The 23,940-nt window shown below is 67.5% G+C and carries 23 protein-coding genes, 1 tRNA gene and 1 riboswitch; of the genes, 11 read left to right on the forward strand and 13 right to left on the reverse strand.

Annotated features, from left to right (window positions below; genetic code table 11):
* Positions 1-34: 34 nt before the first annotated feature.
* The 4 genes from panB to pcnB are packed head-to-tail and all read right to left on the reverse strand — an operon-like array spanning position 35 to position 3,385.
* On the reverse strand, positions 35-829 hold the full coding sequence (gene panB / locus DFQ59_RS04325) for a 3-methyl-2-oxobutanoate hydroxymethyltransferase (protein ID WP_114278401.1): 795 nt from the start codon (positions 827-829) through the stop codon (positions 35-37).
* Positions 826-1,467: a deoxynucleoside kinase gene (locus DFQ59_RS04330; RefSeq protein WP_425450993.1), complete on the reverse strand. Its 642-nt coding sequence runs from the start codon at positions 1,465-1,467 to the stop codon at positions 826-828. Before DFQ59_RS04330 ends, panB begins: the two co-directional genes overlap by 4 nt.
* Positions 1,468-1,469: 2 nt before the next feature.
* Complete coding sequence (gene folK / locus DFQ59_RS04335; RefSeq protein ID WP_114278403.1) at positions 1,470-1,988, reverse strand: 2-amino-4-hydroxy-6-hydroxymethyldihydropteridine diphosphokinase; 519 nt, start codon at positions 1,986-1,988, stop codon at positions 1,470-1,472.
* On the reverse strand, positions 1,985-3,385 hold the full coding sequence (pcnB, locus tag DFQ59_RS04340; RefSeq protein ID WP_114278404.1) for a polynucleotide adenylyltransferase PcnB: 1,401 nt from the start codon (positions 3,383-3,385) through the stop codon (positions 1,985-1,987). Before pcnB ends, folK begins: the two co-directional genes overlap by 4 nt.
* Before the next feature lie 83 nt (positions 3,386-3,468).
* Here pcnB and DFQ59_RS04345 point away from each other — a divergent pair.
* Positions 3,469-3,544 (forward strand) — tRNA-Glu (locus tag DFQ59_RS04345).
* Positions 3,545-3,650: 106 nt separating this feature from the next.
* On the opposite strand, the gene DFQ59_RS04350 is transcribed toward DFQ59_RS04345, so the two are convergent.
* Positions 3,651-4,001, reverse strand: a complete 351-nt coding sequence (locus tag DFQ59_RS04350; protein ID WP_114278405.1) for a hypothetical protein — start codon at positions 3,999-4,001, stop codon at positions 3,651-3,653.
* 641 nt (positions 4,002-4,642) lie between these two features.
* On the opposite strand from DFQ59_RS04350, the gene DFQ59_RS04355 reads away from it, so the two are divergent.
* From DFQ59_RS04355 to DFQ59_RS04375, 5 genes are all read left to right on the forward strand, one after another.
* Complete coding sequence (locus DFQ59_RS04355) at positions 4,643-4,906, forward strand: DUF4212 domain-containing protein (protein ID WP_114278406.1); 264 nt, start codon at positions 4,643-4,645, stop codon at positions 4,904-4,906.
* Positions 4,907-4,921: 15 nt separating this feature from the next.
* Positions 4,922-6,703 carry a sodium:solute symporter family protein gene (locus DFQ59_RS04360; RefSeq protein ID WP_114278407.1) on the forward strand — a complete coding sequence of 594 codons (1,782 nt, stop codon included), beginning with the start codon at positions 4,922-4,924 and terminating at the stop codon, positions 6,701-6,703.
* Between the two features lie 242 nt (positions 6,704-6,945).
* A complete protein-coding gene (locus DFQ59_RS04365) occupies positions 6,946-8,817 on the forward strand; it encodes a putative nucleotidyltransferase substrate binding domain-containing protein (protein WP_114278408.1) in 1,872 nt (623 codons plus the stop codon).
* 22 nt (positions 8,818-8,839) lie between these two features.
* Entirely contained in the window at positions 8,840-9,544 is a 705-nt protein-coding gene (locus DFQ59_RS04370; RefSeq protein ID WP_114278409.1) for an exonuclease domain-containing protein, read from the forward strand.
* Between the two features lie 134 nt (positions 9,545-9,678).
* Entirely contained in the window at positions 9,679-10,920 is a 1,242-nt protein-coding gene (locus DFQ59_RS04375; RefSeq protein WP_114278410.1) for an HD-GYP domain-containing protein, read from the forward strand.
* Positions 10,921-10,951: 31 nt separating this feature from the next.
* Here DFQ59_RS04375 and gluQRS read toward each other — a convergent pair whose 3' ends face one another.
* The 3 genes from gluQRS to dksA all read right to left on the reverse strand — a co-directional run bounded on the left by gluQRS (position 10,952) and on the right by dksA (position 13,098).
* Complete coding sequence (gene gluQRS, locus DFQ59_RS04380) at positions 10,952-11,866, reverse strand: tRNA glutamyl-Q(34) synthetase GluQRS (protein ID WP_114278411.1); 915 nt, start codon at positions 11,864-11,866, stop codon at positions 10,952-10,954.
* Positions 11,859-12,524, reverse strand: coding sequence for a nitroreductase (locus DFQ59_RS04385; RefSeq protein ID WP_114278412.1), 666 nt, complete (start codon positions 12,522-12,524; stop codon positions 11,859-11,861). Before DFQ59_RS04385 ends, gluQRS begins: the two co-directional genes overlap by 8 nt.
* A gap of 118 nt (positions 12,525-12,642) precedes the next feature.
* Positions 12,643-13,098: an RNA polymerase-binding protein DksA gene (dksA, locus tag DFQ59_RS04390; protein WP_114278413.1), complete on the reverse strand. Its 456-nt coding sequence runs from the start codon at positions 13,096-13,098 to the stop codon at positions 12,643-12,645.
* Positions 13,099-13,365: 267 nt separating this feature from the next.
* On the opposite strand from dksA, the gene DFQ59_RS04395 reads away from it, so the two are divergent.
* Positions 13,366-14,640, forward strand: coding sequence for a bifunctional O-acetylhomoserine aminocarboxypropyltransferase/cysteine synthase (locus DFQ59_RS04395; protein ID WP_114278414.1), 1,275 nt, complete (start codon positions 13,366-13,368; stop codon positions 14,638-14,640).
* Positions 14,641-14,802: 162 nt separating this feature from the next.
* Positions 14,803-14,957, forward strand: a riboswitch (FMN riboswitch).
* Positions 14,958-15,059: 102 nt separating this feature from the next.
* Positions 15,060-15,722, forward strand: a complete 663-nt coding sequence (gene ribB / locus DFQ59_RS04400; RefSeq protein ID WP_114278509.1) for a 3,4-dihydroxy-2-butanone-4-phosphate synthase — start codon at positions 15,060-15,062, stop codon at positions 15,720-15,722.
* 198 nt (positions 15,723-15,920) lie between these two features.
* Here the strand turns inward: ribB and DFQ59_RS04405 are convergent, their stop codons facing one another.
* Together DFQ59_RS04405 and DFQ59_RS04410 are read right to left on the reverse strand one after the other, a co-directional pair.
* Positions 15,921-17,372: a cryptochrome/photolyase family protein gene (locus tag DFQ59_RS04405; protein ID WP_114278415.1), complete on the reverse strand. Its 1,452-nt coding sequence runs from the start codon at positions 17,370-17,372 to the stop codon at positions 15,921-15,923.
* Positions 17,373-18,299, reverse strand: coding sequence for a MerR family transcriptional regulator (locus DFQ59_RS04410; RefSeq protein ID WP_170142028.1), 927 nt, complete (start codon positions 18,297-18,299; stop codon positions 17,373-17,375).
* A gap of 438 nt (positions 18,300-18,737) precedes the next feature.
* Between DFQ59_RS04410 and DFQ59_RS04415 the strand changes: the two genes are divergently transcribed.
* On the forward strand, positions 18,738-19,244 hold the full coding sequence (locus DFQ59_RS04415) for a fasciclin domain-containing protein (protein WP_114278510.1): 507 nt from the start codon (positions 18,738-18,740) through the stop codon (positions 19,242-19,244).
* A 259-nt stretch (positions 19,245-19,503) separates the two neighbouring features.
* Positions 19,504-20,388: a DMT family transporter gene (locus DFQ59_RS04420; protein ID WP_114278417.1), complete on the forward strand. Its 885-nt coding sequence runs from the start codon at positions 19,504-19,506 to the stop codon at positions 20,386-20,388.
* 13 nt (positions 20,389-20,401) lie between these two features.
* On the opposite strand, the gene mltF is transcribed toward DFQ59_RS04420, so the two are convergent.
* The 3 genes from mltF to DFQ59_RS04435 form a co-directional block, all read right to left on the reverse strand.
* Complete coding sequence (mltF, locus tag DFQ59_RS04425; protein WP_114278418.1) at positions 20,402-21,823, reverse strand: membrane-bound lytic murein transglycosylase MltF; 1,422 nt, start codon at positions 21,821-21,823, stop codon at positions 20,402-20,404.
* Between the two features lie 107 nt (positions 21,824-21,930).
* Positions 21,931-22,188, reverse strand: coding sequence for a YcgL domain-containing protein (locus tag DFQ59_RS04430; protein WP_114278511.1), 258 nt, complete (start codon positions 22,186-22,188; stop codon positions 21,931-21,933).
* A 170-nt stretch (positions 22,189-22,358) separates the two neighbouring features.
* Entirely contained in the window at positions 22,359-23,177 is an 819-nt protein-coding gene (locus tag DFQ59_RS04435) for an inositol monophosphatase family protein (protein ID WP_114278419.1), read from the reverse strand.
* Positions 23,178-23,286: 109 nt separating this feature from the next.
* On the opposite strand from DFQ59_RS04435, the gene DFQ59_RS04440 reads away from it, so the two are divergent.
* Positions 23,287-23,880 carry a DNA-J related domain-containing protein gene (locus DFQ59_RS04440; RefSeq protein WP_114278420.1) on the forward strand — a complete coding sequence of 198 codons (594 nt, stop codon included), beginning with the start codon at positions 23,287-23,289 and terminating at the stop codon, positions 23,878-23,880.
* Positions 23,881-23,940: the final 60 nt, after the last annotated feature.

Raw genomic sequence — 23,940 nt, forward strand, 5'->3', positions numbered from 1 at the left:
ATGAAGGGAAGCGGATAAAGGATAACGGATGGGTTCAGAAGCAGTGTTCGGGCGCCGGGAAGCTGCCGTCCTTCACCGCTCCGACATAGGCCGAGATGGCGCCCTGCACGCCCTCCGGGTTGCCGGCGAGGAAATTGCGGGAGAACTTGGGCGCGCGCCCCGGCGTGATGCCCAGCATGTCCTGCAGAACCAGGACCTGCCCGTCGGTATCCGGACCGGCGCCGATGCCGATGACCGGGATGTCCAGCGCCCGTGACAGCTCCTCGCCCAGTGTTGCCGGCACGCATTCCACCACCAGCATCAGGGCGCCGGCCTGCTGCAGGGCAAAGGCGCTGTTGAGCATCTCGTGGGCCTGTTCCGCGCTCCGGCCCTGGACCCGGTAGCCACCCACCAGGTTGACCGACTGGGGCAGCAGGCCGACGTGACCGCAGACGGGGATGCCATTGTGGGCCAGCCGGCGTACCGTGTCGGCGAGCCAGGCGCCGCCCTCGAGCTTCACCGCGTGGGCGCCGGCGCGCATCAGCGCGGCGGCGCTCTCCAGGGCGTGGGCCGGGTCGGGGTAGGTCATGAACGGCAGATCGGCCACCACCAGGGCCTCCTTCGCGCCGGCGCGCACGCAGCGGGTGTGGTAGATCATCTCCTCCAGGGTAACCGGCAGGGTGCTGTCGCGGCCCTGCATCACCATCCCGAGGGAGTCGCCCACCAGCAGGACCTCCACGCCGGCGCTGTCCGCGGCGACGGCGAAGCTGGCGTCATAGGCGGTGAGGACGGCGATCTTCTCGCCGGCCTGTTTCTTGTCCTGCAGGGTCTTCAGCGTGATTTTGCTCATGGGAAACAGGGCATTGGATTGAAGTAGTGGCGTCCGCTGCGGATCTCCCGCAGGCGCGCGGTCAGCTCATTATAGTCGTCATCCTGATCCACGAGATTGATGCTCGCGGCATTGACGATGAGCAGCGGTGCCGCCTCATAGTAATGAAAAAACTGGGCGTAGGCATCCGTGAGCCGCCCCAGGTAGGCGGCGTCCAGGCCCCGCTCGTAACCGCGACCACGGCGGCTGATGCGGGACAGGAGCACCTCGACCGGCGCCTGCAGGTAGATCACCAGGTCCGGTTGCGGTGTCTCCACGGCGAGCCGTTCATAGACCTGTTCGTAAAGCCGGAACTCCTCGTTGTCCAGGGTCAGGCCGGCGAACAGCCGGTCCTTGTCCATCAGGAAATCGGCCACCAGCCGCGGCCGGAACAGGTCGCCCTGGCGCAACTCGGACATCTGCCGGGCGCGCTGGAACAGGAAGTAGAGCTGGGTGGGCAGGGCGCCGGCGCGGGGATCCTGGTAGAAGCGCTCGAGAAAGGGGTTCTCCTCGGCCCCCTCCAGCAGCAGGTCGGCGCCGAAGGTCTCGGCCAGCCGTCGCGCCAGGCTGGTCTTGCCCACGCCGATGGGGCCTTCCACCACGATGTGGCGCGGCGCCATGTTCATGCCTCCAGCCGGACGAGGCCGCCCGGGGGGCAGCGGCGCAGGTGGGCTTCGACCGCGCTGCCGTCGGGAAGGCGCAGGCCGGGGGCGATGTCCGCCAGCGGACGCAGGACGAAGGCGCGCTCGGTCAGGCGGGGATGGGGCAGGGTGAGCGCGGGTGTGGAGAGCACCTGTTCGCCATAGAGCAGCAGGTCCAGATCCAGGGTTCTCGGTCCCCAGCGCACGCCCTCGCGGCGGCGGCCGTGGGCCCCCTCGATGGCCTGCAGGCCGGCGAGCAGCGCCTCCGGCGTGAGCCTGGTGGCGAGGGCCGCGACGGCGTTGATGTAGTCCGGCTGCCCTGGCGGCCCCACGGGGGCGCTGCGGTAGAGCGGCGAGTGCGCGGTCAGCCGGGTTTCCGGCAAGCCCTCCAGTTCGCGGAGCGCTGCCCGCAACTGTCCCGGCGGATCCTCGAGGTTGCTGCCCAGCCCGATGAACGCGGTCACCGGCGCCGGGGTGGCGGGGCGGCCCGCAGGGCTCATTGGGCGTCCGGCTTGCGCGGGCGCCGGCGGCGGCGCCGGCGGCGCTTGTCGTTGCCGCCGGGCGTCACCAGGCTCGGGCGCTGTTCCTCGTCCGTTTCCTGGAACCGGGTCCACCACTCGGCCAGCTCGGCCAGCTCCGGGTTGGCGGCGGCGCGCAGCAGCAGGAAGTCGTAGGCGGCGCGGAAGCGGGGGTGGGTCAGCAGCCGCATGGGGCGGTTGCCGCTGGTACGGGTCAGACGTGGCTGCAGGTGCCAGATCTCGCGCATGGGCAGGGCGATGCGCTTCGGTATCGCGACCCGGGTAATCTGCTGCGCCACCACCGCGTCGGCGGCCTGCTGCAGGGCGGCGATCTCGTTCTCGCCTTCCTCCATCAGGGCCGCGGCGGCCTGGTGCACGGGATCCCAGAGCAGGGCGGCGAGCAGGAACGCCGGGGTCACCGGCTTCCCGGCGCGTACCCGCTCGTCGGTATTGTCCAGGGCATGGGTGAGCAGGGTGCGGGGGAAGTGATCCTCCTCCCGCGACAGGCTGGCCTCGGTCTGGGGAAACAGGTAGCGGAACAGGCCGTAGTGGCGCAGCAGCTCGAAGGTCTGCAGTCCGTAGCCGCCGAAGAAGAGCTTCTGCACCTCCTCGAACAGGCGCGCCGGCGGGATGTCCTCGAGCAGGCTTCCCAGCTCCAGCAGGGGGGCCTCGCTCTCGGGGTGGATGCGGAAGCCCAGCTTGGTGGCGAAGCGCACGGCGCGCAGCATGCGCACCGGATCCTCGCGGTAGCGGCGGTCGGGGTCGCCGATGAGCCGCAGGATGCCCTCGCGCAGGTCCTCCATGCCGCCGGTGTAATCCACCACCGAGAAGTCGGCGATATTGTAGTAGAGGGCGTTGACGGTGAAATCGCGCCGCCAGGCATCCTCTTCCAGCGTGCCGTAGACGTTGTCGCGCACGATGCGTCCGGCCTCGTCCAGGGAGAAATCGTCCTCCGTGTCCGTGTCCGTGTCCGTGTCCGTGTCCGTGTCCGTGTCCGTGTCTGTATCCACGTCCTCGCCTTCGCCCTCGCCGCCGGTGTCCGGGGCGGTGATGGCGCGGAAGGTGGCCACCTCGACGATCTCCCGGCCGAAATGGACCAGGGCGAGCCGGAAGCGCCGCCCCACCAGGCGGCAGTTGCGGAACTGGGCGCGCACCTCGTCGGGCAGCGCATCGGTGGCGATGTCGAAGTCCTTCGGTTCGCGGCCGAGGAGCAGATCACGGACACCGCCGCCCACCAGGTAGGCCGCGTAGCCGGCGTTCTTGAGCCGATACAGGACCTTGACCGCATTCGGGCTGATGCCGGCCCGGGAGATGGTGTGATCGGGCCTGGGGACGATGCGCGGGGCAGCGTGATTTTCTGTGGGTTCGACGGAGCTCAAAGGGTTCGAATGGCTTGTATCGTGATTGGAGCTGCGTATAATACCACCGCACCCGCACTTGTGCAGGTGCAAACAGTGTAATTGCTCCCTTCGTCTAGTGGTCCAGGATACCGCCCTCTCACGGCGTAGACAGGGGTTCGAGTCCCCTAGGGAGCGCCAGATTCAAGCCAACGCCCGGCCTTGTGCCGGGCGTTGTGCGTTCTGGAGCCGTGCCGCCCCACCGCTTCGGGATGCGGCCCATGCCGCCGAACCGTCCCCGGGCGGCTCAATCACCCTCGTACTCCATCCACCGCTCCGGTCGGCCGTCGCGCAATGCCGCCAGCAGCTTGAAGCGGTAGCGCAGGCGTGTGCGCTGGACCCCGTGCATCGGCGCCGGCGCCGCCGACATGCGGGCGGCCAGCGCCTGGACGTCGGTGAGCAGCCGTTGCTTGCTGGGCGGGTGCCGATAGCCGGGGAGCCCCGGCTCGCCGTACACGGTTCCTTCCCGGCCGGCTTCCGGTGCAGGCCGGCGCGCAGGAAGCGGCGACGATTCGGTGGAGGGGTTGGGGCGGGTGGCGTGGAGCCAGAGTTCCAGGATTCCATATCCCAGCGGCAGGAGCAGCAGCAGCAGCTTCATCGGTTCGGACTCCCTGTCCATGGCGTGGTGTCATTGGTGCCTATTGTAGTAGGTGGCGGGCGTCGCTGTGTGACGCAGATCTCATCATGGGCGCTTCCGCCCATGCCGGTCCGGCACCCGCCATGGCGGGGCCAGTGGCGGGAATGCGCCGCGGCTGCGGCCCCTGGCGGTTGCAATCGCCGTCCCGAGCCGGTCGCTGCGGCCACGACCCGTCATTCCGGAATCCGGCACCGTCGGCATGGCGGCGGATGGGCGGACAAAAGATGTGGGCTAAGCCGCTCCGGAGGGGCGCCGTTCGTGGTTGAAAGTTGGATTTATGACTCAATCAAGGCGATTTGAGCCTATCGGCCCTGAAATGCGGTATATCAATGGCCGGTCAGGGATCGATCAGGTGAGCGGCGTTATCAGTGTTGATGGTGCTCTTATAAGTTGATTATATGGCCATATTCCGAATAAAAAATTTACGTTAACGTTTACGTCAACAGGTTTACAGCGTCTGCAGCATGGGTCATGATTGCCCGGGCATGTGTGCGCCGGTCCCGGCTGAATTGAGGTTGGGGTGCCCGGAACCGGGGCGCCATCCAGGTCCGGCACACGAGAACTCCATAACAATTAACCCGAGCAATCGAGAGAGGACGCGCATGAGTGCACCTACACACGATGCAATTGGCTACTGGAAAGCCAATCTCAGACTGATGACGATCTGTCTGGTGATTTGGTTCGTCGTTTCCTATGGTTTCGGCATCCTTCTGGTGGAACCCCTCAACGCGATTTCGCTGGGCGGCTACAAGCTCGGCTTCTGGTTCGCCCAGCAGGGCTCCATCTACACCTTCGTGGTGCTGATTTTCTTCTATGCCTGGCGAATGAACAGACTCGATCGCGAGTTTGACGTCCACGAAGACTGATAGGGGGCGAACCCAATGGATCTGCAGACACTTACATATATTGTCGTCGGCGCTACGTTTGCGCTCTACATCGGCATCGCCATCTGGGCGCGCGCAGCCACCACCGGCGAGTTCTACGTGGCGGGCAAGGGTGTGAACCCGATCGCCAACGGCATGGCCACCGGGGCGGACTGGATGTCGGCCGCCTCCTTCATCTCCATGGCCGGCCTCATCGCCTTCATGGGCTACGACGCCTCCGTCTACCTGATGGGCTGGACCGGCGGCTACGTGCTGCTGGCCATGCTGCTGGCGCCCTACCTGCGCAAGTTCGGCAAGTTCACGGTGCCGGAGTTCATCGGCGAGCGGTTCTACTCCCAGACCGCGCGTATCGTGGCGGTCATCTGCCTCATCGTGGCCTCCATCACCTACGTGATCGGCCAGATGAAGGGCGTGGGCGTGGCCTTCGGCCGCTTCCTCGAGGTGCCCTTCGAGATGGGCGTCTACGTGGGCATGGCCATCGTGTTCATCTACGCCGTGCTCGGCGGTATGAAGGGCATCACCTACACCCAGATCGCCCAGTACGTGGTGCTCATCTTCGCCTACACCGTGCCGGCCATCTTCATCTCCCTGAACCTGACCGACAACCCCATCCCGCAGCTGGGGCTGGGCAGCGCCATGGCCGATGGCAGCGGCGTGCACCTGCTGGACAAGCTCGACCAGGTGCTGGTGGAGCTGGGCTTCAACCAGTACACGGCGCAGAAGGGCGAGACCCTGAACATCTTCCTGCTCACCCTGTCGCTGATGATCGGCACCGCGGGCCTGCCGCACGTGATTATCCGCTTCTTCACCGTGCCGAAGGTCCGTGACGCCCGCGCCTCCGCCGGCTGGGCCCTGGTCTTCATCGCCCTGCTCTACACCACCGCTCCCGCGGTGGGCGCCATGGCCATCCTGAACTTCGTCCACACCGTGCAGACCGGCGAGGTGGGCTCGGCCGAGGGCAACGTGGTGGCGGAACAGCGTCCCCAGTGGATGCGCAACTGGGAGAAGACCGGCCTGCTGGCCTTTGAAGACAAGAACGGCGACGGTCGCATCCAGTACTACAACGACAAGAACCCCGATTTCGCCGCCAAGGCGGAGTCGTTCGGCTGGAAGGGCAACGAGATGACCAAGGTGGATCGCGACATCATGGTGCTCGCGAACCCCGAGATCGCCAAGCTGCCCAACTGGGTCATCGCCCTGGTGGCGGCCGGCGGCCTCGCCGCGGCGCTCTCCACCGCGGCGGGCCTGTTGCTGGCCATCTCCTCGGCCATCTCCCATGACCTGCTGAAAGGCGTGTTCATGCCCAACATCTCGGAGAAGAACGAGCTGATGGCGGGGCGTATCGCCATGGCCGGTGCCATCCTGGTGGCCGGCTATCTCGGTATCCATCCGCCCGGCTTCGCGGCCCAGGTGGTGGCGCTGGCCTTCGGTCTGGCCGCATCCTCCATCTTCCCGGCCCTGATGATGGGTATCTTCAACAAGAAGATTAACAACAGCGGCGCGGTGCTGGGCATGCTCTCCGGCCTGCTCTCCACGCTGATCTACATCTTCTGGTTCAAGGGCTGGTTCTTCATCCCGGGTACCGAGATGATGGCCAACACCAAGGAGAACTGGTTCCTCGGCATCCAGCCGGAGTCCTTCGGCGCGGTGGGTGCGCTCATCAACTTCGCGGTGGCCATCGCCGTGTCCAAGGTGACCGCTCCCCCGCCGGATCACATCCAGCACCTGGTGGAGGATATCCGCATCCCCAAGGGCGCCGGCCAGGCCAGCTCCCACTAAGCCCCAAGCGCCCGTTTACGGGCAGTGAGGGAAAAACCCCGCACCGCAAGGTGCGGGGTTTTTTTTTGACGACTTTTCACACCCCGGCCGGCTTTTGCTCCGGGTGCTGTCTGGCGCGCCCGGAATGGGGGCGGTAAGCTGCCCGCATGGATACCGGCAGCGGCCACCGGCGGCCGGGCGGATACCGCGACCACGGAATAACACCAACAACCGGCGCGCACGATTACAGGGGACCCCGCACGATGGACATCGAGCTTATCGAGATACGCGATTTCCTTGCCGCGCACCACCCCTTCGACCAGCTGTCCGGGGATACCCTGGAGACGCTGCCGAAGAAGCTAGAGCTGCGTTACATGCGCCGGGGGACCCGGATTTTCGAGCCCGATTCCGAGAATCGCTACATGTACCTGGTTCGCTCGGGCGCGGTGGAGATCCGCGACCCCGAGGATCACCTGCTGTCGCGACTGGGGGAGGGCGATACCTTCGGCGCGCGCTCCCTGCTGCGCGATGGGCGTACCACGAACGGCGCGGTGGCCATCGAGGACACCCTGCTCTATCTCCTGCCCGGGGATGAATTCTTCCAGCTCCGCGAGCAGAACCAGGCCTTTGCCTACTACTTCGCCCCGGTGGGAGCCCAGCGCCTGCGCGAAGCGCTCCATGTCCAGAGCGCGGGCCAGGAGGAGGGCGCCGCCTACAATCTCACCACCATCCCCATCTCCGACATGATCTCCCGGGAGCCGGTGAGTCTGCCCTCCACGGAGACCATCTGCGCGGCGGCCCAGAAGATGACCGAGGACCGGGTCTCCTCCATCCTGGTGGTGGACGACGGGAAGCTGGTGGGGATCGTCACCGATCGCGACATGCGCAGCCGCTGCGTGGCCGCCCGGGTCCACTGTGACAGTCCGCTGAGCGTCATCATGACGCCCGACCCGCTCACGGTGCGCACCCGCGACTATGCCTACGAGGCGTTGCTGGCCATGGTCCGGCACAACATCCGTCATCTGCCGGTGGTGGACGGCGAGCGGGTGTCGGGCATGATCACGGTCACCGACCTCATCCAGCGCCGCTCCGCCTCGCCGGTCTACGTGGTGGGCGACATCTACAAGCAGAAGAACGTGGAGCAGCTTGCCGAGGCCAGTCGCCAGCTGCCGCGGGTGCTGCTGAACCTGGTGGAGGCGGATGCCACCGCCCACAGCGCCGGTCGCATCATCTCCTCGGTGGGAGAGGCCATCACCGTACGCCTCCTGCAGCTGGCCGAGGAGCAGCTGGGTCCGCCGCCGGTGCCCTATGCCTGGCTCGCGGCCGGCTCACTGGCGCGCATGGAGCAGACCGCCCACTCCGACCAGGACAACGGCCTGCTGCTCTCCGACGACTACGATCCGGAGGCGCATGGCGCCTACTTCGAGCGGCTGGCGCGGTTCGTCAACGACGGCCTCGATGCCTGCGGCTACATCTACTGTCCCGGTGACATCATGGCGGTGAACCCCCAGTGGCGGCAGCCGCTCGCCGCCTGGAAGCGCTATTTCGCCGGTTGGATCCAGAGCCCGGAGCCGAAGGCGCTGATGCACTCCAGCATCTTCTTCGACCTGCGGGCGCTGCACGGCGACCAGTCACTGTTTTCCGAGCTGCAGCGGCACATCCTCGACCTTTCCAGCAAGAACCGGATATTCCTCGCCTACATGGCGGCCAACGTCCTGCAGTTCCAGCCACCGCTGGGTTTTTTCCGCAACTTCGTCCTCATCCGCGGCGGCGAGCACGACCACACCCTGGACCTCAAGCACAACGGGGTCGTACCCATCATCGACCTGGCCCGGGTCTATGCCCTGGCGGCCGGTGTCGACGCGGTGAACACCCAGGAGCGCCTGGACGCGGTGGCCGGCCGCGGCGAGGTGAGCGTCCAGGGGGCCCGGGATCTCGTGGATGCGCTGGAATTCATCAGCTACATCCGCCTGCGCCACCAGGCCCGCCTGGTGAAGCAGGGCAAGCAGGCGGACAACTTCCTCTCCCCGGAAGAGCTCTCCAATTTCGACCGCAACCATCTGAAGGACGCCTTTGCCGTGGTGCGGACCCTGCAGTCCTCCCTGGGGCAGCGCTACCAGGTGGGCCGGTTCTGATGCCAGCGGCGGGAACACGGGCATGAAGCTCCTCGACTGGCTGCGGGGCGCGGACTACCAGCGGCAGCGGCTGCTGAAACGGGCGCCGCCGGGGCCGTTGGCCGACTATCTGGCGCGCCCCTTTCCCTCCCGGGAGCTGTTCTGCCACGAGGCGGAGTACCTCGCCATCGACCTGGAGGCGACCGGCCTCGACCTCGAGCAGGACGAGATCCTGAGCGTCGGCTACGTGCCGCTGCGGCACCTCAGCGTGATGCTGTCGGAGAGCGCGCATTGCCTGGTGCGGCCCACCCGCGCCATTCCCGAGGAGAGCGCGGTGGTGCACCGCATCTTCGATGACCGCTCCGCCACCGGAGAGGCCCTGGAGGCGGTCCTGCCCCGGGTGCTGGAGGCTCTGTGCGGGCGTGTGCTGCTGGCCCATTACGCTCGCATCGAGATGGGTTTCCTGGATGCCGCCTGCCGCAGGATCTACGGCTGTGGCTTCATCGCGCCGGTGGTGGATACCCTGGCGCTGGAGCAGCGCTGGCTCAACCAGCGCGGGCAGGCGGTCAGCACCGGCGGCCTGCGCCTGGCCACGCTGCGCCAGTATTACAACCTGCCCCGTTATCCCGCCCACAACGCCCTCAGCGATGCGGTCGCCGCCGGCGAGCTGTTCCTGGCCCAGGTGGCGCACCGCTCCGGCGGCCACCCACTGAAGCTGGGCCGAGTCCTCTACCGCGGCGTTTATTGACATAAGGCACATAAAGCTTGCCGTTTCGTGATCTGGAGCAAGGAACCGGAGGCGCTTCCGTTTCACAATTTTTTACAAATCAGGGTCCCGCCAGGGAGCGGGGGCGGCCCAATGTTCCACCAGCACCCCGCATCGTGAACGTGGACACGCGCACAAAAACCTTTCCCATCAATCTCGGTCAGGTCACCGAGGCCCTCACCGAAACCCTCGATCTGGTCGGCGTGGACGATGTCGGACACGGCCGGCGGGTGGCGTACATGGCGCTGGTATGCGGGCGCCGGGCCGGTCTCGACGCGGACTCGCTCGACCGGCTCTTCAATGCCGCCATGCTGCACGATTGCGGGGTCTCCTCCACGGTTCAGCATGTGGAGCTGGTCCAGAACCTGGAGACCGCACGGATCCAGGATCACTGCGACCGGGGGGCGGCGCTGCTCGACGGCTTCTCGCCCTACCGCTCCCTGGCCCCGCTGGTGCGCCACCACCATGCCCATTGGGAGACGCTGGGTGATTCGCCGCTGGATGAGGAAGCCGCGCTGCTGGCCAACTGCATCTTCCTCGTCGACCGGGTGGACGCGCTCACCGGGCAGCTCGGCGGCCACAGCGAGCAAGCCCAGCGGGAAGCGATCCGGGACCGCATCACCGGTCTTGAAGGGAGTTATTTCGCGCCCAGGCTGGTGGATGCCTTCCTCGAGGCCTCCGAGGCGGCGGAATTCTGGCCCGATCTGGCCGCGAACAGGGTGTACCACCTGTTCGGGAGGCAGCGTCAGCGGGCCCGCCATTGCTGGATCTCTTTCCCCGAGCTGCGCAACCTCGCGGCGATCTTCTCCAACATCGTCGACGCCAAGAGCCGGTTCACCGTGGAGCACTCCTTCGGGGTGGCGCGGCTGGCCCGGCTGCTGGGTGAATACACGGCGCTGCCGGCCGCCGTGTGTGACCAGCTGGAACTGGGCGGCCTGTTGCACGACGTGGGGAAGCTGCGGGTTCCGGACGCCATCCTGGAGAAGCCCGGCCCGCTGGACGAGGAGGAGCGGGCGATCATCGAGCGCCACAGCTACGACAGCTACCGGATCCTGAGCCGGGTGGATGGCCTGCAGACCATCGCCGAATGGGCCGGGATGCACCACGAATCTCTCAGCGGCAATGGCTATCCCTTCCGCCGCCAGGCGGAGGAAATCGGTATCGAGGCGCGCATCATCGCCGTCGCCGACGTGTTCCAGGCCCTGTGCCAGAATCGCCCCTACCGCGCGGCCCTGGCGCCCGGGGAAGTAATCCGCATCATGCGCGGCATGGCTGCCGCGGACCGCATCGATGCCGGGCTGGTGGAGATCCTGGCGGGGAACCTGGACGAGGCGATGCAGGCGGCGGTGAGCCGGTAAGCGGCGGATGCCGCATCCGCTCCGGTGATCGTCAGGGCTGCCTGGAGCCGGTGTCCCGCGGGCGGTCCGCCGCCGGCTGTGTCAGGCGGCGGGGGACCCGGTCCAGGCGCCAGTGCCGGACCGCCCAGGCGACGACTTCCCCGGGGGTGCCGTCGGCGAGCTCCGCCGGGGGCTCCTGGCCCAGGAACGCGAGCGCCGCGATCAGGTCCGGCAGGGGGCGCGCAGGATCCAGCGCCCGTGCCCGGGTCTGCTTGCTCAGCTTGTCTCCGGCGGCGTTGACCGCGACCGGGAGGTGTACATAGCCGGGAGTCGCGAATCCCAGCAGGCGCTGGAGATGGATCTGGCGTGCCGTGGAGTCGAGCAGGTCCGAACCCCGCACCACCTCGGTGATGCCCTGGTGGGCATCGTCGATCACCACCGCCAGCTGGTAGGCGAAGTAGCCGTCCCGCCGCAGCAGGATGAAATCGCCCGTCTCGGCGAGCGACTGGGTGCATGGTCCCTGGATGGCGTCGGTGAACCGGATCGGTTCCGCATCGGTGAGCACGCGCCAGGCCTGCCGGCCCCGGGGCGATGGCCGGCGGCCGCGGCAGAATCCCGGGTAGCGTCCGCCGTAGGGGGCGAGCTCACGCCGCGAGCAGCGGCAGGCGTAGAGCATCCCGTCCCGCTCCAGGTCGGCGAGTGCGGCCCGGTAGGCCTCGCCGCGCCGGCTCTGGTAGAGCACCTCGCCGTCCCAGGCCAGCCCGAAGGCCTCGAGGGTGCGCAGGATGCCGTCCGCCGCCCCGGCCACCTCCCGGGGCGGATCGATATCCTCCATGCGCACCCGCCAGGTCCCCTCCCGTGCTCGGGCCTGCAGGAAGCTGCCCAGCGCCGCCACCAGCGAGCCGAAATGGAGCGGACCGGTGGGGGAGGGGGCGAAGCGGCCATGGTGGACGCCGGCATCAGTCATACCAGCGGGTGAAGCCCTCCACCGGTTCGCGGGTGGTCCGGTAGCCGTTGACCGGGTGCTCCCGGTCCGGGTAGCCGAGGGCGATGCCGCACACCACCAGCCACTCGGGCGGCATCTGCAGCTGCTCCCGCACCAGGTCGGGGAACTCCGCCATGGAGGCCTCGGGGCAGGTCTCCAGTCCGAACTCCCGTGCCGCCAGCATCACGTTCTGGAGGAACATGCCGTAGTCCAGCCAGGAACCGGTGGCGAGATCGCGGCGGATGAAGAACATCAGGCCGACGGGCGCGTCGAAGAAGCGGTAGTTGCGATACCAGGCCTGCCTGCGGCGGACACTGTCGCCGCGCTCGATCCCCAGCGCCGAGTAGAGCGCCATGCCGCAGGCGAAGCGGCGCGACCTGTAGGGCTCGCTCCACTGCCCGGGATAGTAGCCGTAGTCGAGATGTTCCTTCTCGCCCCGCTCACGCGCGGCGATGAAGGCGTCGCCGAGACGGCGGAGTGACTCTCCGCCGAGCACCGCCACCTGCCAGGGCTGCATGTTGACCCCCGAGGGTGCCCAGCGCGCGGCCTCGAGTATCGCCTCCACGGTGTCCCGGGGTACGGGGCGGTCGAGATAGGCGCGCACCGAGGCGCGTCCCTTGATGGCGTCGATCACATTCACAGCAACTGCCTCGTGAAGTGGCGGACGTGGCTTCCGCAGCGGTAACGGCGGAGGGTGGGGCGTGGGGCCGTCAGCCCCGGCGGCCCCGCCATGGGCGGGGCCGTGAGGTCGGGCGGATTCAGCCGGCCATCTGCTTTTCGCGCATCTCCGCCAGGGTCTTGCAGTCGATGCACAGGGTGGCGGTGGGGCGGGCCTCCAGGCGGCGGATGCCGATCTCCACGCCGCAGGACTCGCAGAAACCGTAGTCACCGTCCTCGATGTGCTTCAGCGTCTCGTCGATCTTCTTCAGCAGCTTGCGCTCGCGGTCACGGGTGCGCAGCTCCAGGCTGAACTCCTCCTCCTGGGTGGCGCGATCGTTCGGATCCGGGAAGTTCGCCGCTTCGTCCTGCATGTGGTGGACGGTCCGATCCACCTCCTCCATCAGCTCGCGACGCCAGGACTCGAGGATGGCCCGGAAATGGGCGAGCTGCTTGTCGTTCATGTACTCCTCGCCCTTCTTTTCCTTGTAGGGCGTGAATCCCATGAAGCCGCTCAGGGCGGACTTCTTCTGACCTTTCTTGGCTTGTGCCGGCATCTGGCAGGTTCTCCTGACGGCCAATCGTAAAATTCAAGCCCGCTTCTATATCAGAATTGATCCGGGGGCGCAACCGGACTGTCGTGTCTCCTTGACGCAACTCGCAGTAATATAAGGTCTTCCTTATTAGACAGCTCTTCCGGGGCGGGGTTATGCTCAGGCACCCGCAGCCCCGCTGCCTGGGTATCACAACAATCCAATCCCCGCGGCTGTGCGCCGGGTCCCGGCCGGCTTCAGGGGGCACAATATCCGGAGGAGCCGACTGTCATGAAGCTGGAGACCCTCGCCGTCCATGGTGGCTATACGCCAGAGCCTACCACCAAGGCCGTGGCCGTGCCTCTCTATCAGACCACGTCCTACGCCTTCGACAGCACCCAGCACGGCGCGGACCTGTTCGACCTGAAGGTCCCCGGCAACATCTACACCCGCATCATGAATCCCACCTCGGACGTGCTGGAGAAGCGGGTGGCGGCGATGGAGGGCGGCGTGGGCGCGCTGGCGCTGGCCTCCGGCATGGCGGCCATCACCGACGCGATCCTCACCATTGCCGAGAACGGGGACAACATCGTCACCACCTCCCAGCTCTACGGCGGCACCTACAACCTCTTCGCCCATACCCTGCCGCAGCTGGGCATCGAGGCGCGCTTCGCCGACTACCGCGACCATGCCGGCATCGAGAAGCTGATCGACGGGAAAACCAAGGCGGTTTTCTGCGAGTCCATCGGCAATCCCTCCGGCAACGTGGTGGATTTCGGCCGCCTGGCCGAGATTGCCCATGCCCACGGGGTGCCGCTCATCGTGGACAACACGGTGCCTTCGCCCTACCTGTGCCGTCCCTTCGAGCACGGCGCCGACATCGTGGTGCATGCGCTCACCAAGTACATGGGCGGTCACGGCAACTCCATCGGCGGGATCATCGTCGACTCGGGCAACTTCCCCTGGGCCGATCACAAGGATCGCTTCCGGCGCCTGAACGAGCCCGATGTCTCCTACCACGGCGTGGTCTACACCGAGGCGCTCGGCCCCGCGGCCTTCATCGGCCGGGCCCGGGTGGTGCCGTTGCGCAACATGGGCGCGGCCATGTCGCCCTTCAACAGCTTCCTGATTCTGCAGGGGATCGAGACCCTGCACGTGCGCATGGACCGCATCTGCGAGAACAGCCTGGCGGTGGCCCGCTACCTGCAGGAGCACCCGAAGGTGGCGTGGGTCAACTACGCCGGACTGCCGGAGCATCCCGACCACGCCCTGGTGCAGAAATACATGGGCGGGCGGGCATCCAGCATCATCAATTTCGGCATCAAGGGCGGCCGCGACGCGGGCGCGGACTTCATCGACGCCCTCAACCTGGTGGTGCGGCTGGTGAACATCGGCGACGCGAAGTCGCTGGCCTGCCACCCGGCCACCACCACCCATCGCCAGCTCAATCCGGAGGAACTGGCCCGTGCCGGGGTGACCGAGGACATGGTGCGCCTGTCCATCGGCATCGAGCACATCGACGACATCATCAGGGATCTCGACCAGGCCCTGGCCGCGGCGGGTTGAGCGTCTGAATAGACAGGATTCACAGGATTGACCGGATGTTGGCCCCGGGGTTCTGGCAGCCTGCCGGACTTGAGGCTGATCCAGTGCGCCGGATGACCCCGCTTTTCCGGCGCATCGCCCGCTGTGGTAGGATCTCCGGGCCGTGCCCGCCGGGCGCGGTGACTACGTCTTCAGGGCGGGGTGGAAGTCCCCACCGGCGGTAGGGCCGCAATCCGCGGCCGAGCCCGCGAGCGCCCGTGTCAGCCATGACGCGGGGTCCAGCAGATCCGGTGAGATGCCGGAGCCGACGGTTACAGTCCGGATGGAAGAAGACGCTGAACCCGGTGGCGGCCCGTCCGCTGCCGGACGGGCCGTTGCGCCCGTTTGTCCTGCGTGCCCTGAAACGTTTCTCGCAAACAGTCGACTGCAAGGAGCGTTTCATGATCCCCATGTCACATGCCGCGGCGCAGCCGCGGTCCCCGGATGCAACCCCTTTCGCGGCGGTGGAGTCCGCCCTGCAGGCCCTGCGCGAAGGCCGCGCGGTGGTGCTGCTGGACGATCACGACCGCGAGAACGAAGCGGATCTGATTTTCGCCGCGGAAATGCTGACCGAGTCGGCCATGGCCCTGCTCATCCGGGAGTGCAGCGGCATCGTCTGCCTCTGCCTGGAGGAGCGACAGGTCCGCCGGCTGGGCCTGCCGCCCATGGTGGAGAGCAACCAGAGCCGCTATGGAACCGCCTTCACCGTCTCCATCGAGGCGCGGGAAGGGGTGACCACGGGCGTCTCCGCCCGCGATCGCCTCGCCACCATCCGCGCGGCCATCCACGAGGCCAGCGGGCCGGAGGATCTGGCCAAGCCGGGCCACGTCTTCCCGCTGCGCGCCCACCCGCGGGGTGTGCTGGGGCGGCGCGGCCACACCGAAGGCGCGGTGGACCTGGCGCGACTGGCCGGCCTCCGGCCCGCCGGCGTGCTCTGCGAGCTCATGAATGCCGACGGCACCATGATGCGCGGTCCGGCCATCGAGCGCTTCGCCGGCGAGCATGGATTCCCCCTGCTCACCATCCAGGAACTGGTGGCGTACCGGCAGGAGACGGGGTTGTAGCGGAGTCCGTCAATCAATCGCTGCGTGGAGAGCGAGCGGCGGGGGATCTCCCCCGCCGCTCCTTCCGGGAGAGAGCTCGGGCAGCAGGGGTGCCGCAGTCCAGGCGGGCCTGGAACCGCCTTCAACGGGCAATCGCCATCCTGCCAATCCTGAAAAATCCTGTAAATCCTGTCTATTAATCTTCTTCTCTGTCGTTATCTATCTCCCCGCGTTCTGCACCGTGGCGCGCCAGGCGGCGAGGGCCTCCTCGCGGCTGGCGCGTAAATCGACGATGGGGGCGGGGTAGTCGCGGCCGATGACCACCCCATGCTCCCGCAGCACCGCCCCGGGGGCGGTCCAGGGGGCGTGCAGCCAGCGATTGGGCAGGGCCGCTAGCTCCGGCACCCAGTGGCGGATGTAGGCGCCCTCGGGGTCGAAACGCTCCGACTGCCGCACCGGATTGATGACCCTGAAGAAGGGGGCGGCGTCGGCGCCGCAGCCGGCGGTCCACTGCCAGCCCAGGGTGTTGTTGGCCAGGTCCGCGTCCACCAGGGTGTCCCAGAACCAGCGCGCCCCTTCCAGCCAGTGGATGCGCAGGTTCTTGGTCAGCAGCGAGGCGGCCACCATCCGCACCCGGTTGTGCATCCAGCCGCTGGTCCACAGTTCGCGCATCCCCGCGTCCACCAGCGGGAAGCCGGTCCGCCCGCGTTGCCAGGCGTCCAGCGCCGGACCGGTCTCCCGCCAGGGGAACCGGTCATAGCGACGATCCAGCGGACTGTCGCCGGTCTCGGGGAAGTGGTGCAGCAGGTGCAGGGCGAATTCCCGCCAGCCGAGCTGGCGGAGCAGGGCCTGCGCGCCGGGGGCGGCCGCCGGCGCCTCCGCCCGGAGCGCCTCCAGTCCCGCGGCGACCTGGCGCGGACTCACTTCGCCGAAGTGCAGGTGGGGCGAGAGGCGCGAGGTGCCGTTCCGGTCGGGCCGGTCGCGCAGCCTGGCATAGGCGGGTGCCACCTCCGCCAGGGTTTCCCCCAGGCATGTCCGGGCGCCGGCCTCGCCGGGCCGCCAGGCGGCCCGCAGGCCGCTGTCCCAGGCGGTGGCAGGCCGCAGCGCCAGGGCCTCCAGCGGCAGGGTCGCGGGATTGCCGGGGAGGGGCGGGAGGATCGGCGGGGCCGGCAGGGGCTCCAGGTCCGGGCCGCTGGTCAGGGCGGCCTTCCAGAAGGGAGTGAAGACACGGAACGGGGCCCCCGCGCGGGTACGCACGGCATCGGGTGCGAACAGGCGGTCGGCCGGGTACTCGCGTACCTCGATGCCCTCGCCCTGCAGGGCGTGCCGTACCCGGCTGTCGCGCACGCCGAGGGCGGGCTCCAGGGCGCGGTTCCAGTACACGGCCCGGGCGCCGCTTCCACGGGCCAGCGCCAGGAGCGCTTCCAGGCTCTCGCCGCTGCGCAGGATGAGTCCGGAACCGCATTCCTGCAGTGCGCCGGCGAGCGCGCCAAGGCTGTGGTGGAGCCACCAGCGGCCGGCGGCGCCCGTAGTCCAGTCCCCTTCCTCTTCCGGGGCGTGGATGTAGACCGGCAGCACGGGGGCCCCGGTGGCCGCGGCGTGGAACAGCGCCGGGTTGTCCGCCAGGCGCAGGTCCCGTCGCAACCAGACGATGACGGCGTCCGTGGGCATTCAGCCGTCCTGGCGCAGATCGCTGTCCAGGCGGGCCAGCGCCGGCCCGATATCGATGCCCAGCGGCGTCACGCCGGCGCGGGTGAGGGCGTCCCGATGGCGAATGGAGGCCCGTCCGCCCATGTAGACGGGCAGGGCGGCGCTGCGGGCCATGCGTTGCAGCTCCCGGGACAGGGTCTCGGCGGCGGGCTGGTAGGAACTCGACAGGATGATGGCGTCGGCATTGGCCCGGCGGGCCGCGAGGGGCAGTTCATCGAGGGGCATGTTCGCCCCCAGGAGAACCGGCTGGTAGCCGTGGTTCGCCGCCGCCAGGCAGAACAGCAGCAGCCCCACCTCGTGCTGTTCGCCGGGCAGGCAGGCGGCAATGAGTCGCGGGCCCTCGCCCCGGCGGAACTGGTGGTGGAAGCGCGCCCCGATCTTGTTGCGCAGGTAGCTGCCGAAGAAGTGTTCCTCGGCGACGGTGCCGCTGCGGTTGGCCCAGCGTTCGCCCAGGGTTTCCAGCAGCGGCAGCAGCAGCCGCCGGGTCACCATCTCCTCGGGGTAGAGGGAAAGCGCCTCGCTGTAGGCCTGTTCGAGGGCCTGTTCGTCGAAGCGAACGACCGCCTGCAGTATCCGTTGCCGATACTTCTCCCACGGGTCGCCCGCCTCTGCCTGCGGCGCCGGCTCCGGCCGCTCCACCAGCTGCCGTGCCTGGCTGATGGATATGCCCTGGTCCAGCAATTCCAGCACCCGCTGGATGCGCTGGATGTCCTCCTGGCTGTAGAGGCGGTGGCCCTTGGGTGTGCGGTGCGGCCGGATCAGGCCATAGCGCCGTTCCCAGGCGCGGAGGGTGACGGGATTCACCCCCGTGATGCTGGAGACGGTCCGGATCGGGAACAGTCCCTCGGTGGATTCCTCGGTGTCCTGGGGCGCGGGTGCGTTGCTCATGGCTCTCTGTCTCTGACCACTCATGGTTTCAAATTGTACATATATTGTACATCAATGCCAGAAGTATCATGACGCGCTCCTGGCCGGGTCTGGTGAGGTCTGTATTGTATCGTAAATGCATAGATATTAATCGTTTTTGACCGTTGGCACCCACTGGGGGCGTGCGGTGTCGACTGAGTCTGTCATCAGGCTCATTGATTATGAAAAATCATATATAACAATTAATTGTAAATTTCACCTGTCTTTCGGATGGCGTGGGTATGCAGCAGTTTGTGCGGCCATCAAAGGGCGTTGACATTTTGTCGTACAAGTATTGACAAGAAATGTATCGATGTTGTACAAGATTCCTCAACGAGGTGGACATGCCCGTGGCCGTCTCGCCCGGACCGTACGGGAGTACGGTTGGATTGCCGTAATACCGACCTGGAGGATGACATCATGAAACGTCTTGCAGAAAAGATCGCCCTGCTCGCTGCCGCCTTCACCTGCGTCGTGGTGCTCACCGCGACAACCGCAAACGCCGGTGGATACCGTGCTGAGACGCGGGACATCGTGGATGTGGCCGCCGGCGCCGGCAGTTTCAACACCCTGATAGCGGCGGTACAGGCCGCCGGGCTGGAGGAGACGCTGCGCGGCGAGGGGCCGTTCACCGTGTTCGCGCCTACCGATGAGGCCTTTGCCGCCATTCCCGAAGCGGACCTGCAGGCGCTGCTCGCTGATAGGGAAAAACTGCGGGCCGTCCTCACCTACCACGTGGTCCCCGGCCGGATGATGGCCGCAGAGGTGATGGGGAGCCGCGAACTCGGCACCGCCCAGGGGCAGGCGCTGGGCGTGATGGCGGGCGATGACGGGGTCATGATCGACGACGCCCGGGTGGTCCAGGCCGACATCTTGGCCAGCAACGGCGTCATCCACGTCATCGACAAGGTGGTGCTGCCCGACTGAAAGCGCGCCGGCCGGGTAGCCGGCGTATCTCCACAGACCGTCCACCCCCTCGCCCGCATCGTCAAGTTTGATGCGGGCTTTTTTTTGTATTCTGTGGCGGATTCGGACAGGCTGGTGCCCGGCGGAGTGGCGGTCATTCGGCATTGGCACATTCCGCGCGCACTGAACATATGACGCACCGGACAAGTGGAATGGCTCAAATGGGATTGATCGGCATGGCCGCAGTGGCCAGGGGACGGTGCGGAACGGGGAACGGAGCATGGAAACTGCGGTGGACAGTCATGCCCTGCACCGGCGCGGACTGCTGGTGGTCGGGGTGGGGGTGCTGGTGATCAGCTTCGACGCCCTGCTCATCCGCCTGGCCGCGGCCGGGGCCTGGGAGGTGGCGTTCTGGCGCGGGGCCCTGATGGCGCTGTCCCTGGGACTGATCTGGGGATTGCTCGGCAAGCGGCGCAGGGGCGCGGGGCGGTTGCTGCGCGGCCCGGCGCTGGCCGCGGTGATGCTTCTGGGCATCAATGGCTGCCTGTTCGTGCTGGCCATCATGCATACCACGGTGGCCAATACGGTGGTGATCCTCTCCACCGCGCCCCTGTTCGCGGCGCTGTTCACCCGCCTGTTCCTGGGTGAGCCGGTGGTGGGGCGGACCTGGGGCGCCATCGTGATCTGCATGACCGGCACCGTGGCGGTCTTTGCCGGTTCGCTGCGGGGGGGAGGGCTGGAGGGCGACCTGGCCGCCCTGGCGGCGGCGCTCAATTTCGGCGCCATCCTGGTCCTGCTGCGGCGTCATCCGGGGCTGCCGCGCATTCCCCTGGTGGGGGCGAGCGGACTGGTCATGGCCGTTGTGTCCCTGCCGTTCGCGGCCCCCCTGGAGCTGGGGGCGGGGAGCTATGCCGTGCTGGCGCTGATGGGGTTGGTGCAGATGCCGCTGGCCCTGGTGCTGATCACCCGGGGAACCGACTACCTTCCGGCTCCGGAAGTGGGCCTGATGATACTGGTGGAGACGCTGCTGGGACCGCTCTGGGTCTGGCTGGGTGTCGGAGAGCGGCCGGCGCTGATCACCCTCGTCGGTGGCCTGCTCATCGTCTCGACCCTGGCGGTCCACGGATGGCTGGGTCTGCGGGCGGATCATGCCGGAAACCGCTGAGGCGCGGTTCCGGTCAGGACCCCAGCAGTGCCACCAGCCAGCTGTCCCTGCCGGTCTCCTCGGTTGCCGGGCGCTGTTCGCGCCAGACCAGCAGGTCGTAGTAGCCGCGGATGTTCTCCACGTACCGCACCGGCTCCTGTCCGCGGGCAAAGCCGTAGCGGGTCTGCTTGTACCAGCTCTCCTTCGACAACAGCGGCAGGTTGCTCTTGACGTCCATCCAGCGGTCGGGGTCGCCGCCCCGTTTCTGGGTCAGCCGGCGGGCGTCCTCGAGGTGGCCGTAGCCGATGTTGTAGGCCGCCAGCGCCATCCAGGTCCGGTCGGGCTCCGGTATGCGCTCGGGAATCTTCTCGCGCACCATGCGGATATAGAGCGCGCCGCCGCGGATGCTGCTCTCCGGATCGGTGCGATCATCGATGCCCAGCTGCTTTGCCGTCCCCCGGGTCAGCATCATGATGCCGCGCACGCCGGTCGGGGAGACGGCATCCGGATCCCAATGGGATTCCTGGTAGCCCATGGCCGCCAGCAGGCGCCAGTCGATACCGGTCTCCTCGGCGGCCTGTTCGAACAGGCCGCGGTAGGCATCGAGACGCTCCTCCAGGCGGCTGACGAAAACCTGGGTCTCGAACGGGTCGAGTTGCTCCAGGTGGCCGTAGTAGCGATCCTCGAGCTGGGCCAGCCGGCCGTTGTCCCGCACTCCGCCGAAGTAGGCTTCGGCCGCTTCCAGGAGGCTGTCTTCCTCGCCTGGCGCGAAGGCCCAGGCCTTGTTTCTCGGCTGGTCGAGGACCGGACCCGCGCGCAGCTCGGGATAGAAGCGCAGGGCCTGGGCCAGCAGCCGTGAATCGATGACGGCATAGTCGAGATTGCCGTTGCCGACCTGATCCAGCAGCGCCAGGTGATCGGTTCCCGGGTAGGCGACCCAGCTGATCTGCGGGTTGACCAGCCTCAGGCTCTCCAGCAGCTCTTCATGGCTGCTGCCGCTGAGCACGCCGATGCGGGCGCCGTCCCGGAGACCTTCGAGTTTCGGGGTGGGTTCCGTGGCGCCGTTGCGGTAAACGACCTGCGAGGAGAGCTCCTGGTAGACCGGGCCGAAGCGCAACTGCTCCTTGCGGTTGGGCGTCTCGATGAGGCCGGCCACCAGGTCGGCCTCGCCCCGGCGCAGCAGGGGCAGGATCTCCTCGTAGCTGGCGGGGGTGATGAAGCGCACCTCGACACCCAGCGCCTCGGCAAAGCCGCGCACCAGGTCCAGGTCCATGCCGGAGGGGCCGTCGTCACCGGTCTGGAAAGCGACGGGCGCGTTCTGCAGGGTGATGACCCGCAGCTCGCCACGGGCCGCCACGCGATCCAGCGCCGGCTGCGCATGGCTGCAATCAGCCAGCAGCAGCGGCAGCAGGACCATGGCGGTCAGCAGTCGTGCAATCCGTCGTGCGATGCCCATATTCGGAAGTGTCTGTTTTTGTTCACTATAAGATTAAACAGCCCGAATATTAGCATATACTTATCGATAAGATCCAGCCTAAAAAAGTCAATTACTCGACCCGGCCATCACTCGCCGTGGTAGAGATCCGGTGTCAGTCGTGGCGGCATCTGCAGGTGGAAGCCCTGGCCACGGAGATTGGCGAGGACCTGGTTCACGTCCTCGCGGGCCAGGCTCCGCTCCGGCGTAAGAGTGAGCTCCAGCACCAGCTCGAGCCGCCCCATGGCCTTGAGCAAGGCCTCCGGAACCGGGTCGAAAACGTCCTTGTCGGCGAGGTAGAGATACATCTCGTCCTTGCGGCTGGAACGGTATACCCAGCAGGTCAGTTCGTCGGTCATGTTGGTTGAATGCGTGAATGCGTGAATGCGTGAATGCGTGAATGCGTGAATGCGTGAATGCGTGAATGCGTGAATGCGTGAGTGCGTGAGTGCGTGAACCGTCGATATACTGGCAACTGGCAACTGGCAACTAGCCCAGGCGACAATCCCCTTACCCCTTACCCCTTACCCCCTATCCCTTCCCGGTTCTCCGCCAGCCACGCCTGCCATTGGGCGAACAGGGCGGGGGAGCAGGCGGAGACCACGGAGCGGGGCTCGAGCGCGGGCCGGAACAGGGGTTCGCCGGCGAGGGTGGCGCATTGGCCCCCAGCCTCGATGAGAATCAGGCTGCCGGCGGCGTAGTCCCACAGCTTCTGGCCGCCGTGGAGGTGGACATGGCCGCGGCCGGTGGCCAGCCAGGCCCACTCCAGGGCGCAGGATCCGAAGTTGCGCTGGGAGGCGTAGGGCGGACGGGCGGCCAGGACTGCCGCGAGTTCCGGCCGCAGGCGCTTGAAGTCCACCACGCCGATGGAGCCCTTCAGCGGGCGTCCATCATCGCTGTTGCGGCAGGGCCGGCCGTCGTGGCGGGCACCGGCGCCGCGGACGGCGCTGAAGCACTCGTCCCGCACCGGGTCGAAGATGATACCCAATACGGGAGCGCCGTCCACCAGCAGGGCCAGGGATACGGCGAAGCAGGGAATTCCGGCGGCGAAGTTGCTCGTCCCGTCCAGCGGGTCCAGGCACCAGAGCGGTTGTTCCGGGCGGGAGAGCAGCGCCTGCTGCCGGGCGGCGGTCATCTCCTCGCTGAGAAAGGCGATATCCGGCCAGCGTGCCTGCAGTTCCCGCTGCAGGCGCTGGTCCATGGCCAGGTCCGCCTCGGTGAGGAGGCTGCCGTCGGCCTTGCGATCGGCGCTCACGCGCCGGAACCGGGGCATGATCTCCCCGGCGGCGGCCTGGCGCACCAGCGTTTCCAGTTCTCCGATGTCCGGCAGTGTCATGGCGGCTCCCGTGACGCATTCCAGGGGACAGGCATTCTAGCAGCCTCGAGGCCGGCCGGCTGCCGGCCGGAACCGCACACCGGGCGGCTCCCTGTGCCAGAATCGGTCCATGTCCGTCACGATGTCCCTGTCCCGCGCCCTGGATGAACGGCTGCCGGAGTTGCTCCGGGCGCATCCGCACGGGCTGTCCGAACACGCCCTGCTGCGGGCGTTGCGTGCGTCCGGATGCGGCCATCTGCCGCCGGGACCGCTGGCTGATCCCCTGGCGCTGTTCCGGGTGCACTTCCTGCTCTTCAACGCCCTCTACCGGCTGCGCGCGCGGCTGTGGCGGGCGGGTTCGGCTCACCTGTCCATCGAACCGCTGTGCATCCGCCTGGAGGACTACCGGCCCGGCGCGCCCGCGCTGACGGCCGCCGACAGCCTGGCGGAGTTCTACCTGGAGCCGGACAACCTCGAGCGCGCCACCCGCGCGGGCGTGGCGCAACTGCTGGCCCGGAGCCGCCGGCGGCTGCTCGCCGGCGGTGAGCGGACCGCGGCCCTGGCGGTGCTCGGCCTGGCCGAGCCGACGGACTGGCCGGCCATCCGGCGCCGCTACCGGGAACTGGCCGGGCGGCACCACCCCGATCGGGGCGGGGAGGCCGGACGTCTGCAGGAGATCCATGCCGCCCTGCGCATCCTCGGGCGCTGCTACGGCGGGAGATGAAGGCCATGCCGCTACCCGGCCACGCTTGCGGAGAGCCGGCCGGCGGCACTCTGAGGCATA

The sequence above is a fragment of the Thioalbus denitrificans genome (assembly GCF_003337735.1).
Classification (GTDB): domain Bacteria; phylum Pseudomonadota; class Gammaproteobacteria; order DSM-26407; family DSM-26407; genus Thioalbus; species Thioalbus denitrificans.

Bases quoted from the DNA above. Each gene is read 5' to 3' on its own strand.
- panB (WP_114278401.1), bottom strand. From the start codon at position 829: ATGAGCAAAATCACGCTGAAGACCCTGCAGGACAAGAAACAGGCCGGC.
- DFQ59_RS04330 (WP_425450993.1), bottom strand. From the start codon at position 1,467: ATGGCGCCGCGCCACATCGTGGTGGAAGGCCCCATCGGCGTGGGCAAG.
- folK (WP_114278403.1), bottom strand. From the start codon at position 1,988: ATGAGCCCTGCGGGCCGCCCCGCCACCCCGGCGCCGGTGACCGCGTTC.
- DFQ59_RS04350 (WP_114278405.1), bottom strand. From the start codon at position 4,001: ATGAAGCTGCTGCTGCTGCTCCTGCCGCTGGGATATGGAATCCTGGAA.
- DFQ59_RS04355 (WP_114278406.1), top strand. From the start codon at position 4,643: ATGAGTGCACCTACACACGATGCAATTGGCTACTGGAAAGCCAATCTC.
- DFQ59_RS04360 (WP_114278407.1), top strand. From the start codon at position 4,922: ATGGATCTGCAGACACTTACATATATTGTCGTCGGCGCTACGTTTGCG.
- DFQ59_RS04365 (WP_114278408.1), top strand. From the start codon at position 6,946: ATGGACATCGAGCTTATCGAGATACGCGATTTCCTTGCCGCGCACCAC.
- DFQ59_RS04370 (WP_114278409.1), top strand. From the start codon at position 8,840: ATGAAGCTCCTCGACTGGCTGCGGGGCGCGGACTACCAGCGGCAGCGG.
- gluQRS (WP_114278411.1), bottom strand. From the start codon at position 11,866: ATGACTGATGCCGGCGTCCACCATGGCCGCTTCGCCCCCTCCCCCACC.
- dksA (WP_114278413.1), bottom strand. From the start codon at position 13,098: ATGCCGGCACAAGCCAAGAAAGGTCAGAAGAAGTCCGCCCTGAGCGGC.
- DFQ59_RS04395 (WP_114278414.1), top strand. From the start codon at position 13,366: ATGAAGCTGGAGACCCTCGCCGTCCATGGTGGCTATACGCCAGAGCCT.
- ribB (WP_114278509.1), top strand. From the start codon at position 15,060: ATGATCCCCATGTCACATGCCGCGGCGCAGCCGCGGTCCCCGGATGCA.
- DFQ59_RS04405 (WP_114278415.1), bottom strand. From the start codon at position 17,372: ATGCCCACGGACGCCGTCATCGTCTGGTTGCGACGGGACCTGCGCCTG.
- DFQ59_RS04410 (WP_170142028.1), bottom strand. From the start codon at position 18,299: ATGAGCAACGCACCCGCGCCCCAGGACACCGAGGAATCCACCGAGGGA.
- DFQ59_RS04415 (WP_114278510.1), top strand. From the start codon at position 18,738: ATGAAACGTCTTGCAGAAAAGATCGCCCTGCTCGCTGCCGCCTTCACC.
- DFQ59_RS04420 (WP_114278417.1), top strand. From the start codon at position 19,504: ATGGAAACTGCGGTGGACAGTCATGCCCTGCACCGGCGCGGACTGCTG.
- mltF (WP_114278418.1), bottom strand. From the start codon at position 21,823: ATGGGCATCGCACGACGGATTGCACGACTGCTGACCGCCATGGTCCTG.
- DFQ59_RS04435 (WP_114278419.1), bottom strand. From the start codon at position 23,177: ATGACACTGCCGGACATCGGAGAACTGGAAACGCTGGTGCGCCAGGCC.
- DFQ59_RS04440 (WP_114278420.1), top strand. From the start codon at position 23,287: ATGTCCGTCACGATGTCCCTGTCCCGCGCCCTGGATGAACGGCTGCCG.